Genomic DNA, 16,320 nt, shown 5'->3' on the forward strand with positions numbered 1-16,320 from the left:
TGGCCCCGGGCACCGTACCGCGCTACGTCGGCTGGCGCGGGCTGATCCCGGAGAACGATCTGCCACCGCAACTGTGGTCGGTGTTCGACGACACCATCAGCTACTGCGTGATGCGCTCGAGGCGCTGCCACATCGTCATCTACCCGGTGCCCGGCGCCGACGGTGAGGCGCGCCGGGCACCCGGCGGATCAACTTCGTCTGGTACTGGAACGTGCCCGAGGGTCCCGAGCTGGTCGACCTGTTCACCGACTCCGACGGGATGTACGGCCAGGCACGGCACCGGCCGGGCACGTCGCGCAGCGCCACATCAACCGGATGCGGGCCGACGCACAGTCGCTGATGGCGCCGCAGGTCGCGGACCTGGTCTGCGCGGCCCGACGACGACCTGCGCGGCATCTATGATCTTGACCACGATCGCGTCAATGAAGATGGGCGTCTGGGCCGGCACCCTGCATCCCTGCTCTCGTTGGCAGGCGATGGCGGGGGAAGGCCCCGTTGTTGGACCCTCCCCCACCCAGGTGCCATCAGGTCACCTCGTGCCTGCGTGCACCTGGCCGAGCTTGGTTACCACTTGCACTGTCCTTTAAGCTTCGCGGCGGTGTTGGGTGTGCCGACGAAGGGACTCTGGTTGCCGAAGCAGGACAGTTTCCCGCCGGCAACGTTGTTCTGCACGGTCTTGGAGCCTTTACCGGCGTTGTCGATGATCTGAATGTTCCCGCCGACAAGGTTGTTGAGGACGTTGAACAGGTCCCTCTTTTTGGTGTGGTTGTCGGTCGCCGTGAGGTTCCCCCCGACGACGTTCCCCCCACACTCGAGACCGGGGTCTCCGACCGCGATGAAGCCGGTGTTGCGCTGCAACGAGGTGCTGCCTCCGATTCGGTTGTTACACAGGAGGTCCTCGACAAAAGCGTCTGGTGCGGGGCGGCCTTTCTGCATCAGCACACTGCCCCCGATCTGGTTGTCCTCGGCTTGCAGCACGGCGTGGGCGTAACCGACCAGGTTCCCCCCGATCCTGCTGTTGCTGGCACCCAGAATCGCGTCCTTCTTGACGGTGACGTTTCCGGCCACTGCCGAGTTGACCAGGATGCAGATCTTGCCTCGCGGCACCGTGACGCTCTGAACGTCCACACCGTCCAACACCTGGTTCTTGCACTTCACATGGCCGTAGTTGCCCGAGCCGTTCAGCTGCAATCGCAACTCCTGCCCGTGGGTTCGTTGCTGGATCATCGTCCGCAGCTGGCCGAGCTGTCCGTCCACGCTGTGCGAGTGGTCGCGAGCCTGGTCGGTGCTGTCTCCGGCGTAGCCCGGCGACACCGGCAGCGCGACTGCGATCAGAGAGCTCGCGGCCAGCGCGAGCGCCCTGGTCGTGCGCGTTCTGCGTTTGGTTTTCCGCATGAGTGTTGCCCCCTCTCAACACCAGCGGGCCCCAATGAGGAATCCTGCCCGCCGTGTGGAGCGCATTGCCCCCATGAGCATCCCGCCCAGCGACACCCACGGAACACGGTTGACCGAAACGCCGACATCACGGCGGACCGAGTACCACCTACTGACACACCACCGTCAAGCGCCTACCTGGGCAGCGCACAAATCGCGGAAGTCATCGACGACGTGCAGGAAGTTTGTACAGCAGAACGACATGCTGGTACCAACCGTCCAGGTGCGTCAGAGGTCGTACGCCGTCGGATGGCTCGGTTGGTAAACCATGATGTCGTCGGCCCCAGGCACCTGCATCATCGTGGCGAGGCCGAAGCCGCGGTCCTCGATGCCGCCGCTGAACCTCGCCCCCTTCGACTCCAGCTCCGCCCTCGTGCGCTCCACGTCGTCGCAGACGAGCGAGACCAAGTGGTGACGTGGGGAGGACCAGGACTCTCCGTCCGACCGCTTGCCGGCGGTGGGATGTACTCCCAGTTCGCTCGGACCGGTCTTGAAGATCAGCCACTCCCGTCCGGACTCTTCGTGCACGACGCTCGACCAGCCAAGCACGTCACGAAAGAACGACCGAGTGGCCGAAGCGTCGTCGGAGTAGATGAGCGCGTGAACACCAGTGATCATGCCGCCAGCGTATGCATCTCGTTGTCAGAGTGAATGGCGGAAAGAGACCCTATCGCGAATCTGACCCAAGGTCGCACATCAGCTCGCTGCGTGTGATTCTTCCAATGCGTCGAGGACGGCATGGCTTTCCACCGCGCGGCCGCTACCAGCGCCGGCCATCATCCAGCGGCCATCGCCAGACGCAGGCCAAGCCCGACGAACGACACAGCGAACCCCGGCGAACCGACACGGTGAACACCACGCCGGTGCCCGGAGTCAGGATGACCATGAGCGCAGTCAGGCAGAATTCGATGCTCATACCTCGACGGTGATGCCAGGATGGTCCCGTGCCGAGGGCCAAAACGCGCACGATGATTCGCGCCATCGTCGAGCGGTTACCCGGTGCGACCGTGCACGGCACTACCGCCGGCCTGCACGTGACCATGACTTTCGCCAACCTGAGTGTGTCGGACGTCGAGATCGCGAGGGCCTGCCTCGCCGCGCGCGGCCGGGGATCGCCGCGATCGCCGCAGTCGTCCACAGGTACACGACCAAGCCGGTACGTCGACGACAGGACACGACCTGACTCACCAACCAGAGTGGTGTCTGCCCCCGACACCAGCTGGACCGGTCCCCCCGCCGGCCCGTTCCTGCGGCGGCGACAGCCCTCGGGCCACTGTGAGTCCCAGGAGTTCGGCGAACAGCGGCGACGTTGCGGCGACCTGCTCGTGGTCGCCGACAGTTGCGGTCACACCGTCCAGCACGAGCAGTCGCCGGGCGCGCAGGGCCGAACTGATCCGGTGGGCGATCACGATCAGGGTGCCACCGCGGCGGGCGAACGCCACCTCGGCGCGACGCTCGGCGACCGGATCGAGGTGACAGGTCGCCTCGTCCAGTACGACGATGGGCGCGGGTGAGAGATAGGCCCGCACGAGTGCGATGAGCTGCCGTTCACCGGCGGACAGGTCTACGGCCACCAAGGTTGCCGCGTAGCCACCCAACCTCGCGATGAGGGCATCCGCGCCCACCGCACGAGCAGCAAAGTCCAACTCTTCGGTCGTGGCCGAAGGCCTCAGGTAGTCAAGGTTCGCCCGCACTGTCCCGCTGAAGACGTACGCCTCCTGGGGAATGAGCACACGACAGGCGGGGAGCAGGTCGGGCACGATGTCGCCCACTGGCGCGCCACCGACCAGGATGTCACCGGACGAAGGCCGATGCAGGCCGGACAGCAGGTTCGCCAACGTGGACTTGCCGATACCGCTCGGCCCGATGATCGCCAGGTGATCGCCTTCCGGAATGACGAGTGAAAGGTCACGAAGCACCGGTTCCGAATGTGGACCGTACGCGAACGTGACGTTCTGCAGGCAGAGGTCGTACCCCCTGGGAGGCACGTCGGCGTGCGGAAGCGGCCTCGGTGGCATCGACACGTCGAGGATGCGGGCGAGTGTGACGACGAACCGCAGTCCGCTGTCGCCGAGACCGGCCATCGCCGTGCGCAGCGCCGTCTGCAAACCGAAAAGGACGTACGTCAGGCCACCGATGATCTCGCCTACGGTGAGGCCTCGATCGGCGAGCCTCGGCGCCGCGACCAGCACTACAACGAGTGGAAGCCAACCGCCGACGGCAAAGCAGAGGGTCCGCAGCGCGGAGACCCAGGCGAGTGCCTGTTCGGCCGCCGCTTGTTCGGCGATCGGCCGCGCGGCCGTCGAAGCCGCATGGTCTTCGGCACCGCATGCGACGAGGTCGCGGACTCCCGCGAGCACCGCTCCGGCAGCGGCCGCGACTCGCTCGTCGGCAAGGATGGCCTGGCGGTGGCGGCTCGCCGACAGCCCGAGCGTGGCCAAGAACAAGGCGAATCCGAGCAGGAACGGCGGGACGACGAGGAGGGTGATGATCGGCGCCAGGGTCTGCAATCCGGCAACGACACCGAGTGCTGTGAAGACGAAGCCACGTAGCACCATGATCAGACCCGCGTAGGCGTCTCGGACGATCTCGACCTGGCGGGACAGCCGTGCGACCGCTCCGTCATCGGTTGCTCCTGCCACGCCGCGCCGAAGCGCATCGTCGACGACCCTTCGCACGAGCCGGTCGCGGAACGGCTCCACCAGCGCGCCGAGGTGGTGGAAGACCTGACGCGAGCCGATCGCACCGACGACCGACGCGGCCATGAACCCAGCCAGCCACGCCACTCCCACCAGCGGATTCCCGGCCCGGAAGCCGGTGTCGACAGATCTTGCAATCGCAAGGCCGGACACGGCCGTCGGCAGGGCCTCGGGAAGTGACCAGGCGGCCAGAGCGAGCATTGGACCACGCGGCAGCCCTTTCAGGGCGAAGCTCAGCTCGCGTTTCATGCGAAGACCTCCCGGTAGGCCGGCTGTTCCCACAGCCTGCGGTGCGGTCCGAAGCCCCGTATCCGACCGTCCTCCAACCAGAGCACGAGATCCGAGCGTGCCGCTGTGTCCACCCGGTGTGTGACGATCAGTCGTGTCGGACGGTTCGCCGTCGATGCGGTAAGCGTCTGGGTGATCTGCAGCTCCGTCACCACGTCGAGGCTGGAGGTGGCGTCGTCCAGCACGAGCAGGCGTTTTGCGTGCCACGCTCGGGCGAGGCCGATCCGCTGCCGCTCACCACCCGACATCGGCGCGTCGACCAGCGCGGTGTCGTACCCCTCCGGGAGTCTGCTCACGAACGTGTGCGCGTTCGTGGCCCGAGCGGCGGCGATCGTCTGCTCGCGCGGACGTCCGAGCCCGATCGCGTCGCCGACGGTTTCGCCCACCAGGACGGGCCGTTCGAACGCACAGGCCACTGCTGTACGCAGGACGTCACGGCGGATGTCCGACAGACGTACGCCGTCGAGCCGAACCTCGCCCTCTGTCGGATCGGTCAACCGGGCGGCGACTGCCGCCAGTATGGACTTACCAGATCCAGAGCGACCAACGACCGCAGTCGTCACACCGCCGGGAAGTACCACGTCGATGCCGTCCAGCAGGACGCGATCCCGGCTGCGTACGCCGACCTGCCGGAACTCCAGTTGTCCTAGTCCGTCGGGCAGCCTCCGGTTTCCGTAGCGCACGGCGTCGACCGTGAGGACCTCGGCGAGCCGCCGTATGCCCGCACGTGCCCGAGCGAGTTCGCCGAACACCGAGGTCAGGCTGCCGAGCCCGGCGCCGATCATTGCGTACTGGCTCGCGGCGAAGTAGGCGCCCGGCGTGATCCGGTGGGCAGCGAGTGCCAGTCCACCGGCCACGAGCACCGCGACGAGGGCGAGAGGCCCGACGACCGCGGCCTGCGCGGCCGAACGCGCCAGGACCCGCCAGGTGTTGATGCCGTGTGCGTTCAGTTCGGGCAGTGGTTCGAGCACCCGCTGTCTCTCGCGCGCGAGCGTCCCCGCGGCCGCGATCGTCCTTGCCCCGGCGAGCGACTCTGTGAGCCGAGCCGCGATCTGGCCCTGTGTCTGCTGATAGGAGGTGAAGACCACGGCCGTCCCACGAGTGAACGCCCGCAACACCAACACGACCAAGCAGATCCCACCGACAAACGCCGCGGCGACCCACACGTCGATCAGAGCCAGAAGGACAAGGCTGCCCAGCGGAGGCACGACGGCCGCACCGATCGTGATGGCGCTCGGTCCGGCGTGCGCCGCATCCACGGCGTTGCTGGATACCCGGCTGACCAGATCGCCGACGTCGAAGTGGCGGTCCTTCGTGGCGGAGGGGCCGATACCAAGTAGGTGGCGGATCAGACGCTCCCGTAGCCACGCCGTCGTGCTCGCGACGCAGGCCTTGCCGGCGAACGCATCGATCAGGTCGCAGATCACGCCGAACGCAACCAGACCGCCGGCGAGGAGAAGCCAGCGGTTAGTTGCTGAGTCGGCGACAACACCGTCGACTGCCCGGCCGAGCACGGTAGGGAGCGCGAGAGTCGCCAGCGCCCCGACCAGCGAGGAGATGCCGATCAGCGGGAGCCATCCGCCGCCGCGGCGAGCGATAGAACCGAACGTCATCGTGACTGCTCCCTCCAGGCCTGCCAGTCGCACTTGAGTGGTGTGGCTACGTCACCGGTTTCAGCGAGCGCTGCTGTAGCGAGCGACGCGCAGACGCATGGGCAGCGGCCCCGAGCAAGGTGCGATGCCCGGGACCGCTGCCTCAGTTCTCAGGTGACCGTCACTTGTGGCAGATCAGCACGCTGAGGCCGCTGGTACCACCGCAGAGGGTGACGCTCAGGTTGCTTGGGCAGCTGTGGCCGGAGTAGCTGCTGCCGCCGAAGTTCATTTCCGGGGCGGGAGACGTCATGCCCTGGAGGTCGAGAAGTGCCATGGGACTCCTTTGGGTTGAGGTTTTCTACAACCCCGCACCGGCTGGTGCGGGAACTCGTGGGGTGGTGGCCGGTCGAGCGGCGGTCGTGATGAGCGGCAACGTCACCGGTCGATCGTGGAGAGCGGCGCCGAGCGCAAGCAGAACGCCGGCCGTACCGGTCGCGAGATCCATCGAGAGGCGAAGCAACGCCGTGCCGGGAAAGGCGATGCCGCCGCCATACGGGACGGCCGGGAGCGCAAGACCACTGACCTGCTTGGACACCAACGGATCCGCGGCAGGTGACGGCGACTGGCTGGCGAGGTAGAGCAAGATGCCTGCTCGTCCGGAGAAGAGACCTGGGAGGACGTAAAACTCGGCCTGTGCCGCCCGGGATATCCGGCTGCTGGCTTCGGCGAACTGGCTGTCGTGTCGGCGGGCGAGATACTCGTCGAGGACCAGCCCGATGCCGACGCTTCCGGAGTCGAGGTAGGGCATCGTTCGCCAGCCCTCGTTGACTTCCAGCACTCCGTTGTCTCGTACGACGCACCGCAGCAGATCCTGGCGCAACGCCACCGCAGCCTGGTCGAGGTAGCCGATGTCGCCAGTCTCGTCGTACACGCGGATGAGGAGCAACGCCGATCCTGCCTTGCCGCGCAGCAGCCCCGCAGGGGGGTTCCCTCCCCCACTGATCGGCGGTTCGTCACCTGGCGCCGGCTCGCCGACATCCGACCCGATCCGGTCGACCGTCAACTCGGCGGCGCGCAGCGCTGCCGTTCGAAGCGTCGGATCCCCTGTCCGCGCGGCGAAATGCATCAGGTTGAGGCCGACGCCGGCCAAGCCACTCGCGAGGTCTGGGCCGAGCGACTCCCAGTCGCCGGTGAGACAGCGGTCGACGGCATCGAGTGCCTCTTGCTCGTACCCGAGATGGTCGAGCACGAACGCGGCGCCGTGCAGGCCGTCGTAAAGTCCGGGCAGGGTGCTGCTCGGCACGTTCCGGACCTGGCGAACGAACCAGTCCTCGTACTGCGGGAACCGGCCCGCGCCGGACGCCGAGAGGGCATACAGCACGCCGGCCGCACCATAGGCGAGGCCCAACCCTCCGAGCACGAACTGCTCGATGTCGCCAGGGAACAACCGATCGTCGCGTCCTGGTGTCGCACTGGCGAGGATGGCGCGCACCAGAGCATTCCGAAGTTCGGGCCAGTGGCGCTCGTCCGGCTCGATGGCCAGGAGCGGTGCCGGCTCAGGTGCGATCAGTTGGAGAGCCTTCTGTACATAGGCCTCAGGTACGGGGAAGTGCGTGCGGATGGCCTCCGCGAAGTGCTGAGCCTTGCCTCGGTGCAACCAGATCAGGCTGGTCATCGGGATGAAGAGCGCCAGCCGCAGACACGACAGGGCGTAACGGTCGACGTCGAACCCCGTGGTTCCTGGTGGAGCTGTGAAGCCCTGGTTGCCCAGGCCGGGCGGTGTCGGGTCGTCCACCGAGGCGGAGACCTCGTAGTCCAGCAATGCGATTGTCTGGTCGTCTCGCACCATGATGTTGAACAGGTGCAGGTCCCCGTAGACCACGCCGCGCTCGTGCACCGCGTCGATGGTGGTCTCGATCTGGTGGTAGATGTCGAGCGCCCAGTCGGTGTAGTCCTTGTACTCCCGGGGACCGGCTGCCGGGTCGATCAACGGGTACTGCTGGACGATCGCCTTGTTCAGCGGGACCGCGTCGACGTACTCCATTGCCAGGAAGCGATGTTCCCCCAACCAGAACAGGTCGCGCACCTTGGGAATCCCGGGTATCCCGGCGAGCCTTCGGAGCATGTCGTACTCGTGCTCGATCCGCGTTGTCGCATCGTGCCCGCGGCCGTCGAGGCCCGAGTGCGGACGGCCTTCCTTCAGGACGACCTGCTCGCCAGTGCGAGTGCACCTGCCGACATAGATTCCGCCACCGTTGGAGAAGTGCACGACGCGTTCGATCGTGTACGGGACGTCGGCCAGTGTGACCGCGTTGCGCGCTGCCAGGTGCGGCGCCAGGAACTCGGGCAGCCTTACCCAGTGCGGTACACGGAAGATGGGGTCACGGCTGTCGGGCACCAGCGCGCCGGTGTCGTCCTCGATTGCCGAGACCAGTTGGCCGTCGGCGGAGAAGTAACGCCGGTTGGCGAACGCGCCGTACCGAACGTAGAGCGGACCCCTGCCCCAGCGCAGATCGGTCAGGATGTAGGGGCTGGGCTCACCCTCGAGTAACTCGCCAAGCTCGACGAGGATCTTCTCACAGGCGGCGTCGTCGACGGGATAGATGGTGACGAGTTTCCCGCTGAAGCCGCGGGGGGCGTATTTCGACACCCTGGCCACGAGGGCGGCAGGCGAGCGTAGAAACTTGAACCGGATTCCACGGGGTACGCAGTAGTCCCAAACTGCATCGAGGATGCGCGGCGCGTTGTCCACGCATGCTGAGGCGTGGATCTTCCACCCCTGTGGCGGCAGAGCCGGGGCACCGTGCGAGCTGAACGTGAACCAGTCGTCCTGCTCATGACGCTGCCATTCCGCTGGGAGCTCCCGGTCAGCAGTCGAGAAGGACTCCCCCGCTGTCTCGCTGGAATGCATTGCGTCGTAGAACAAGGGGTCGGCGAAGCAGAACGTCTCGTACCCTTGATCCATGAAGTCCTCCGACGTGTCGCACTCAGAACCTTCGACTTCACACACATAGTGCGGATCGGTACGCGGCGCTTCCAGTGATCAATGTCATCCGACGAGGTGAGGAATCCACTGCGGATCATGAATTTCTCACTCACCTGCCGATGGGCCCCGACGGCTGCGCCTTCCACAGGGCGAGATGAAGCTCACTGGGCCATCAGCGAGCTCCTGGAGTACAGACCCATCTCGCGATGGATCTGACTCATCTTGCGCGAGCCTGAGAGCGGGATCTTGACGGCAGCGTGTGCTGCCTGTAGTTCTCATGGCAGTTCCGCAATCTGCGGCGAGTCAGGACCAGATTAGCCATTGCTCCAGGTGCTGCGGCTCAAGAAGCTGTTGTCGGTGGCTGGGGTGTGAGGGATTGTCTTCCACGCCGGCGTCCCGTCGACTCCTGTCGGCCGGCTGCGCCTCATTACCCGCTGTCAGTCCCGCCCGATCGCCCACGTGGCCGCGAGACCGGGGTGTCAGGCCACTGCCGGTCGAAGTAGGGAATCTGGCCAGAGTGGACCGTAACCGATTCCGAGGCGGATCGTTACTGGTCCAGGTCATACGAACGCAGAGGGTTGGATCAGGGGTGGGGCCCAGCGATCGCTGGGCGATGTGTGCGCTTGGGCATGCTGGTGATTCTGGACGTGCGTGGGGGGCGGCACAGTGATTCGTGTGCTAATTGTTGGAGGCATCACGCTGGTAAGGGGCGCACTCGTCGCGCTTCTGGCTCACGAGGGGGACATCGAGGTCGTCGCGGAGTTGCCGCGAGGTGAAGACGTTTTACCGACGGCGCGAAGGGTCAAGCCCGACGTTGCGGTGATCGACATCGATCCGCCGAATATGGACGGCCTCGCCGCCGCGCGCAAACTGCGTGAGTTCCTGCCGACGTGCGAGACGTTGATCCTCACCGGCATAGGCACGCCACGCGCACTTCGGCAGGCGCTGGATGCCAAGGCTCGTGGCTTCGTGGTGATGGATGAAACGCTGGCAGAACATTTCGCGGACTGCATCCGGCAGGTGTCCAGCGGCGAGTTCGTCGTCGACACCAAGCTCGCGGTCAACGCCCTGTACACCGCAGGCGACCTGCTCACGTCTCGTGAACATGACGTCCTGAACCTGGCCGCGGAAGGCTCCTCCGTCTGCGAGATCGCCCGCCGGCTCCACCTCGCTCCCGGCACAGTGCGCAACTACCTTTCCGTGATCATAAACAAGCTCCACGCCCGCAACCGCCTCGACGCCGTCCGCATCGCCCGAGGAAAGGGCTGGATCTGAGAAGGGCTTGGTCTGATCTGCCATGACTGATCCTCAAACCCACCGACGGCTTGGACGTACGGACGGACCCGGCCTCCCGGTTCCCCTCATCCCGCGTGCTGTCCTCTATGGAAGCCCCTACCGCAGCACGCCGGAGCTTTCCCCGGACGGAACCAGAATCGGCTACCTGGCACCGGTCGAAGGCGTCCTCAATGTCTGGATCGGACCGCTCGACGAGTCGAGCCCGGCCCGGCCGGTCACGACCGACCGCGGCAAGGGCATTCAGATGTTCGGCTTCTGCCACGATGACAGGACACTCATCTATCTGCAGGATCACGACGGCGACGAGAACTGGCGGCTGTACGCCCTCGACCTCGAAACCGGTGAGACGCGCTGTGTCACGCCTGCCGCCACGCAGGCCAGGCTGCTTGCCCACACACATCGGCATCCGACGACGCTGCTGATCGCACTCAACAAGGACAACCCCAAACTGCACGATGTGTGGGGGTACGACCTGCGGACCGGACAGCTGTCGCTCGTCGAACACAACCCGGGCTTCGCGTCGTGGCTCGTCGACTCCGACCTCAGCGTGCGCGGCGGGACCACAATGAGCGAGGACGGCGGCATAGTCATCCACCTCCGCACGGACGGCACCGGTGGGTTCCGACCGTGGCGTGAGCTTCCCACCGCGGAGGGTGCGGCCGGTGGTGACGTCCTCGGCTTCACCAGGGACGGGCGGTTGCTACTACTCACGTCGTACGACTCGAATGCCGCCAAGCTGATCTCCGTCGACACCGACACCGGCGCGGAGCAGGTGCTCGCGGCGGACGCCGAGGTCGACATCACCCGGGTCGTGCTGCATCCGGAGACGCTTGAGCCGCAGGCGGTGGTGGTCACCAGGGATCGTGAGGAGTGGACGTTCCTGGACCCGGATTTCGAGGCTGCGTTCGCACGGATGCGTGCGACGATCGACGTCGACGGAGAGTTGGGCATCGGCCGGTCGGTAGGTGACGACGGCACCTGGCTCGTGTCGGTGACACCTTCGGACGGACCGCTGCGCTACTACGTCCACGATCGCACGACCGCCCGCACGAGATTGCTCTTTACCGTCCAACCCGACTTGGAGCACTTCCGGTTGGCACGGGTCGAGCCGTACGACATCGTCAGCCGGGACGGCCTTCGGGTGCACGGGTACGTAACCTTCCCGCCAGGAGTGCCCCGACATGATCAGCCCGCGGTTCTCTACGTGCACGGTGGACCGTGGTCGCGGGACTTCTGGACGTACAACCCGGACGTGCAGTGGCTTGCCAACCGCGGCTATGTCTGCGTACAGGTCAACTTCCGGGGCTCGAAGGGCTACGGAAAGGCATTCTGCAGTGCCGGCGACAAGGAATGGGCCGGCCGGATGCACGACGACCTGGTCGACGCGCTGGACTACTGCGTTTCCGAGGGCTGGGTCGATCCGGAGCGGGTCGCCATCATGGGCAGTTCCTACGGTGGCTATGCCGCGCTGGTGGGCGCCGCGTTCACACCTGACCTGTTCTGCTGTGCGATCGACCTCTGCGGTCCCTCGAACCTGCTGACCTTGGTGGAGTCGATACCGCCGTACTGGAGACCCATGGTCGCGTTCATGCACGCCAAGATCGGTGACCCGGTGGTGGAGCGCGACCTACTCTGGTCGCGGTCGCCGCTCTGCCGGATCAACGCGATCCGCATCCCGGTGCTCATCGGGCACGGCGCCAACGACCCCAGAGTGAAGCAGCGCGAGGCGGAACAGATCGTCGAGGCGTTGCGGGCGAGGGGTGTGCCGCATGAGTACCTTCTCTTTCCTGATGAGGGACACGGCCTGGTCGACCCGATGAACCGCGAACGGTTCTACGCCGCTGCCGAACGCTTCCTCGCCGAACACCTCGGCGGCCGCGCCGAAGGCTGAGTGGAAGCGCGAAGGTGCCGGTGCTCAGCCCCCGCGCCGCACCGTCGTCACAGCCTGTCAGGCTCACCGTGTGCTGCACGGCCAAAGGCGGGCTGGGGACCGTGGCCGACGATGCAGTAGCGGTCGGCGATTACCCGAGGCTAGTGTCGTGCGGGCGAGATTCCGGAGGTGCGTGCCATGAGCACTCGCGATCGCATCGCTCCGGGCCTGACTGCGGCGGGAAGGTCGAGTTGAGAGTCCTCGGAGCCGCCGAGCACAACCTGCGCAACGTCGACGTGACCTTCGGGCCCGGGTTGACTGCCGTCGTCGGCGTGTCGGGGAAGTCTTCGCTGGCGTTCGATGTCGTCTACAAGGAGGCGCGGCGGCGGTTCGTCCAGACCCTCGCGTTCGGGCGGGGGCCGCTACTAGCCGCGCGGCGGCCAAGGAAGACAGACCCTAGAGGTCGAGGTCGAAGCGCGGCTTGCTCTTCTGGGTAGCGGCTGTCACGCCACATGCAGGGTCGATGCGAATCCGGGCCAGGTTGCGGCCCTGGGCTCCCCAGGCGAACCAGCCGGTCTCCGGCGCCAGGTGCGGATCGGTCAGCCACTGGTTGCCGAGCCCGGTGGCCACCTGCTTCGGCTGGGCGAGGCCAGGCCCCAGATTGAAGACGTTGCCGGTGAAGACGCTGGTGAGGACCTGGCCCTGGTGCAACAGCGTTTCGCCGTAGCTGCCGACATTGCCCTGCTGGACGACCCTGCGGGTAGTGAGCTTCATCCGGAACCACACCCCCGGGTCCCGCTTGTCCACTGCGTACGCGTCGCCGTTCGCGATGGTCAGGTCCTGGATGGTGCGCTGACCCGCCATCGGCCGGGCCTGCCACAGTACCCGGCGGGTCGTGAGGTCGAAGGCGAGGACGGAGGCGCTGTACCACACCGGCGTCACACCCCCGCCGCCGAGCACGTCGCCGCCGAGATAGGCGATTCCGTTCTCCGCGTCGACGGACACAACCGACTCGCCGTTCATGATGCCCCGATAGACGTCGAGCTTGCCGCTTGTCGGACTGTAGAGCGCGAGGGCGCCGTTGAGGTAACCGGTTCCCGGCGCAGTCACCACCGCGATGAGCCCGGTCTGTGGGTCGTAGTCCATGTCCCACGGGCGTTGCTGGCCGGACTCGATCGTGCCGAGCGTGCGCACAGACTTGGTGGCCGGGTCGAAGACGATCAACTGCGTACCTGGATACAACGCGGCATAGACCAGATGGTTGAGAACCAACATTGCCTTGACCTCGCCGGGCACGCGCACACGGGTTCGCGCCCCGGTTGCCGGGTTGTACGTCTCGATCGCCCAGTGGCCGCCGACGAACACCTGCCGACCTTGGTCGTAGGCGATCGACTGCGGCCGGTCGGGCCCGGGTGTCAGGCCGGCACTGATCAGATCGATGAACGCGAACTTGCGCGTCGACGGCGTGACCCACCAGACACCGCCGCTGCCCGCCGCGCCGAACAGTCGACCGTCGGACAGTACGGACAGCCCGCGGGTTTCGTCGTTGGGAGAGGGCGTGGCGACGACGGTGAGTCCGGCCTCGCCGGTGCGGTAGCGGTACACCGATCCGGAGCGGCGTGCCGTTGCGTAGATGGTTCGGTCCGCGGACACGGCTATCGCATCGATGAGCGCCTCGTTTGGCGGCAGCGCGACCGTCCGGAAGTTCGAGCCAGTCTTGCTCATGGTGACCAGTTGCCGATCGAACGTCGTGACCAGGCGGTCACGGTCGACGACGACTGGTCCGAAGGTCTGGTCGGCGAACGGGCTGAGGTTGCGGACGGCGCCGGTGGTTCGGTTCACGGAGACGAGTCGGCCCGGGCTGTACACCGAGGCGTACACGTTGGTGGCATCGGCTGCGATGTAACGCGCGTACTGTGCCCCAGAAACCGGACGCGCTATACGCCGGACTGTGCCGGACGAGGGCTTGATCTCCCAGATTCCGCCGTCCGGATACGTTGCTGCGTAGACGGTGCCGTCGGGTGCGGTGGTCAGCGCCCAGATGTATCCACTGGCGCCACCCAGCCGGCCGATCCTGGTCACGCTGCCGGTGCTGGGGTCGTACCTGTAGAGATCCGGTACGGGATACATGCCGATATACACGCGACCGCCCGAGACCGTCGTCGCCCATCCGCCTTCGCCAGTCGGCAGTGTGGCCGTGTTGGTGACCTTGCGGCTGGACATGTTGATCTTGGCAACCCGAGCAGGCACCACACCGCGGGTGACGACGTACGCGTTGCCGCCAAGGACAGTCGCACCTACGATCGCGGCCGACGTCGACGCAGGGCCGAATGTCTGCACGGCCGGGCCCGTACAGTCGCCATCTCGAGTTGGAAGCGTTGTCGCCTGAGCGTCCCCCGGCAGTACAAATGTGACCGACACAATTGCGACCAGAGAACATGCCAGCCGGCGTACCTGAAACCGGATCTGCCCCCGCACGATGCCGCCCTCCCCGCCGCGTCGACAACGCCAGTCCCCTCGAAACCGTCGATTCCGTCGATTCCGTCGGTCAAGCTAGACCCCGACGGCGTGCGTTCTGTTCGAAAACCATGGATTTCCCGGCAGGAAGGAAAACTGCCGACGGTATGGTGAAGGCGAGCGGATGCGTCCAGCGTTGTCGCCGGCGGTGAGGACGCTGTGGAGACCCCGCTCCCAACGTGAGGCCGGCTGCGGGTGTGACCTCCCCGGACGTCAGCCGGGGAGGTCGTCGTAGGCGCTGACGGGATTTGGTGCGGGGATCCTCGCCTCGACCTCTCGGAGCCAGTGCTCGAGCGTGGCATCCAGTCTTGCTGCCGTGGCGGGGTTGGTGCCTGCCAGGTCGCGGGTCTCGGAGATGTCCTCGGCGAGGTTGTAGAGCTCGACGTGGTTGTCCTCGAAGAACCTGACCAGCTTCCAGTCACCCTCGCGAACCGCGGCGCCGGGGGTGCCTCCCTGGTTGCCGTAGTGCGGGTAGTGCCAGAAGATCGGCCTGCTCTGGGACTGACCGGACATCAGTAATGGCAGGAAGGTGTGGCCGTCCGCTTCCCCGGCCCGCGAGTACGGAGCCTGCGGGATCGGGAGTACGGCGGCCGCCTCCAGCAGGGTCGGGTAGAAGTCCGGACTCGTGACCACGTCGGGCAGGGTCGTGTTCGGATCGACCACGCCGGGCCAACGGATGAGCAACGGGACCCGCAGGCCGCCGTCGTACATCCAGCCCTTCCCTTCGGCCAGCGGAGCGTTGCAGGTGGGCGAGCCCGCACAACTGGACAGTCCGCCGTTGTCGGACGTGAAGATCACAATGGTGTTGTCGGCTTTGCCGGTACGGTCGAGGGCGTCCAGCAGCCGTCCGATGTTGGTGTCCAGATTCTCGATCATCGCGGCGTAGCCGGGGTCGGACTGCACCACTCGCCGCTGGACGTACTCGTGGCGCTGGTGCCAGGTAGGCATCGGCTCGCCGGTCTTGATGGCATCTACCTGGTCGAGTCCGAGTGCCCTCGCCTTCTCCTCGTACTTCCTCACCAACTGCTCGGGAGCCTGGATGGGAGTGTGGACGGCGTAGTGCCACAGGTTGAGGAAGAACGGCTGGTCGCCTGCGTTCTCGACGAGCGCGACCGCCTCGTCGGTGAGCCGGTCGGTGAGGTACTCACCGGGCGGTCCGTCCTCGATGGCCGGTATGCCGTACGGGCTCATGTAGCTCGGTGGGTGTCCGAGTTGGCAACCTGCCACGTTGACATCGAATCCGTGCCGGTCGGGCCAGGTGCGTCGCTCACCGAGATGCCACTTGCCCACATGCCAGGTCTGGTAGCTGCCACCATCGCGGAGCGCTCGGGCGAGTGAGTACTCGTCGAGGGGTAGCTCGTGGAAGTACGGGACGTCGCGCAGACGCCCGACGGCGTGCCCGCCGATCCACTGGGTCACACCCACCCGGGCGGGATACTTGCCGGTCATGATGCTGGCACGGGTTGGTGAGCACACCGGTGCCGCGGCGTAGGCGTTGGTGAACCGCGCACCGGCCGCCGCCAGGCGGTCCAGGTGGGGTGTCTCGTAGAACGTCGACCCGTAGCAGCCGAGGTCTGCCCAGCCAAGGTCGTCGATCAGGACGAACACGATGTTCGGCCGCGGGCACGCTTCGGTCAT

Annotated in this window: 12 protein-coding genes and 1 pseudogene; 4 read left to right on the top strand and 9 right to left on the bottom strand. The window is 66.3% G+C overall.

Annotated features, from left to right (window positions below; translation table 11 throughout):
• Positions 1-80: 80 nt before the first annotated feature.
• Together F4554_RS34085 and F4554_RS33145 are read left to right on the top strand one after the other, a co-directional pair.
• A pseudogene (locus tag F4554_RS34085) lies at positions 81-211 on the top strand (FAD binding domain-containing protein); the annotation flags it as partial.
• Positions 212-340 (top strand): hypothetical protein, encoded by a 129-nt coding sequence (locus F4554_RS33145; RefSeq protein WP_272955891.1) that lies wholly within the window; start codon positions 212-214, stop codon positions 338-340.
• Positions 341-564: 224 nt separating this feature from the next.
• Here the strand turns inward: F4554_RS33145 and F4554_RS19000 are convergent, their stop codons facing one another.
• The 7 genes from F4554_RS19000 to lanKC form a co-directional block, all read right to left on the bottom strand.
• The gene (locus tag F4554_RS19000) at positions 565-1,395 is read right to left on the bottom strand and encodes a hypothetical protein (protein ID WP_179788805.1); all 831 of its coding nucleotides are present in this window, start codon (positions 1,393-1,395) and stop codon (positions 565-567) included.
• Between the two features lie 267 nt (positions 1,396-1,662).
• Positions 1,663-2,052 carry a VOC family protein gene (locus F4554_RS19005; RefSeq protein WP_179788806.1) on the bottom strand — a complete coding sequence of 130 codons (390 nt, stop codon included), beginning with the start codon at positions 2,050-2,052 and terminating at the stop codon, positions 1,663-1,665.
• A 142-nt stretch (positions 2,053-2,194) separates the two neighbouring features.
• Entirely contained in the window at positions 2,195-2,350 is a 156-nt protein-coding gene (locus tag F4554_RS19010; RefSeq protein WP_179788807.1) for a hypothetical protein, read from the bottom strand.
• A 268-nt stretch (positions 2,351-2,618) separates the two neighbouring features.
• Positions 2,619-4,382 (bottom strand): ATP-binding cassette domain-containing protein, encoded by a 1,764-nt coding sequence (locus tag F4554_RS19015; protein ID WP_179788808.1) that lies wholly within the window; start codon positions 4,380-4,382, stop codon positions 2,619-2,621.
• On the bottom strand, positions 4,379-6,034 hold the full coding sequence (locus F4554_RS19020; RefSeq protein ID WP_179788809.1) for an ABC transporter ATP-binding protein: 1,656 nt from the start codon (positions 6,032-6,034) through the stop codon (positions 4,379-4,381). The genes F4554_RS19015 and F4554_RS19020 overlap by 4 nt, the downstream gene beginning before the upstream one ends.
• A gap of 160 nt (positions 6,035-6,194) precedes the next feature.
• Entirely contained in the window at positions 6,195-6,347 is a 153-nt protein-coding gene (locus F4554_RS19025; protein ID WP_179788810.1) for a SapB/AmfS family lanthipeptide, read from the bottom strand.
• A gap of 24 nt (positions 6,348-6,371) precedes the next feature.
• Positions 6,372-8,978 carry a class III lanthionine synthetase LanKC gene (lanKC, locus tag F4554_RS19030; RefSeq protein ID WP_179788811.1) on the bottom strand — a complete coding sequence of 869 codons (2,607 nt, stop codon included), beginning with the start codon at positions 8,976-8,978 and terminating at the stop codon, positions 6,372-6,374.
• 687 nt (positions 8,979-9,665) lie between these two features.
• Here lanKC and F4554_RS33690 point away from each other — a divergent pair.
• Positions 9,666-10,274 (top strand): LuxR C-terminal-related transcriptional regulator, encoded by a 609-nt coding sequence (locus F4554_RS33690; RefSeq protein ID WP_179788812.1) that lies wholly within the window; start codon positions 9,666-9,668, stop codon positions 10,272-10,274.
• Between the two features lie 22 nt (positions 10,275-10,296).
• Entirely contained in the window at positions 10,297-12,186 is a 1,890-nt protein-coding gene (locus F4554_RS19040; protein ID WP_179788813.1) for a S9 family peptidase, read from the top strand.
• 435 nt (positions 12,187-12,621) lie between these two features.
• On the opposite strand, the gene F4554_RS19045 is transcribed toward F4554_RS19040, so the two are convergent.
• On the bottom strand, positions 12,622-14,643 hold the full coding sequence (locus F4554_RS19045) for an NHL repeat-containing protein (protein ID WP_179788814.1): 2,022 nt from the start codon (positions 14,641-14,643) through the stop codon (positions 12,622-12,624).
• Positions 14,644-14,895: 252 nt separating this feature from the next.
• A complete protein-coding gene (locus tag F4554_RS19050; RefSeq protein ID WP_179788815.1) occupies positions 14,896-16,320 on the bottom strand; it encodes a sulfatase in 1,425 nt (474 codons plus the stop codon).

The sequence above is a fragment of the Actinopolymorpha rutila genome, assembly GCF_013407855.1.
Classification (GTDB): domain Bacteria; phylum Actinomycetota; class Actinomycetes; order Propionibacteriales; family Actinopolymorphaceae; genus Actinopolymorpha; species Actinopolymorpha rutila.

Bases quoted from the DNA above. Each gene is read 5' to 3' on its own strand.
- F4554_RS19000 (WP_179788805.1), bottom strand. From the start codon at position 1,395: ATGCGGAAAACCAAACGCAGAACGCGCACGACCAGGGCGCTCGCGCTG.
- F4554_RS19005 (WP_179788806.1), bottom strand. From the start codon at position 2,052: ATGATCACTGGTGTTCACGCGCTCATCTACTCCGACGACGCTTCGGCC.
- F4554_RS19010 (WP_179788807.1), bottom strand. From the start codon at position 2,350: ATGAGCATCGAATTCTGCCTGACTGCGCTCATGGTCATCCTGACTCCG.
- F4554_RS19015 (WP_179788808.1), bottom strand. From the start codon at position 4,382: ATGAAACGCGAGCTGAGCTTCGCCCTGAAAGGGCTGCCGCGTGGTCCA.
- F4554_RS19020 (WP_179788809.1), bottom strand. From the start codon at position 6,034: ATGACGTTCGGTTCTATCGCTCGCCGCGGCGGCGGATGGCTCCCGCTG.
- F4554_RS19025 (WP_179788810.1), bottom strand. From the start codon at position 6,347: ATGGCACTTCTCGACCTCCAGGGCATGACGTCTCCCGCCCCGGAAATG.
- lanKC (WP_179788811.1), bottom strand. From the start codon at position 8,978: ATGGATCAAGGGTACGAGACGTTCTGCTTCGCCGACCCCTTGTTCTAC.
- F4554_RS19040 (WP_179788813.1), top strand. From the start codon at position 10,297: ATGACTGATCCTCAAACCCACCGACGGCTTGGACGTACGGACGGACCC.
- F4554_RS19050 (WP_179788815.1), bottom strand. From the start codon at position 16,320: ATGACCGAAGCGTGCCCGCGGCCGAACATCGTGTTCGTCCTGATCGAC.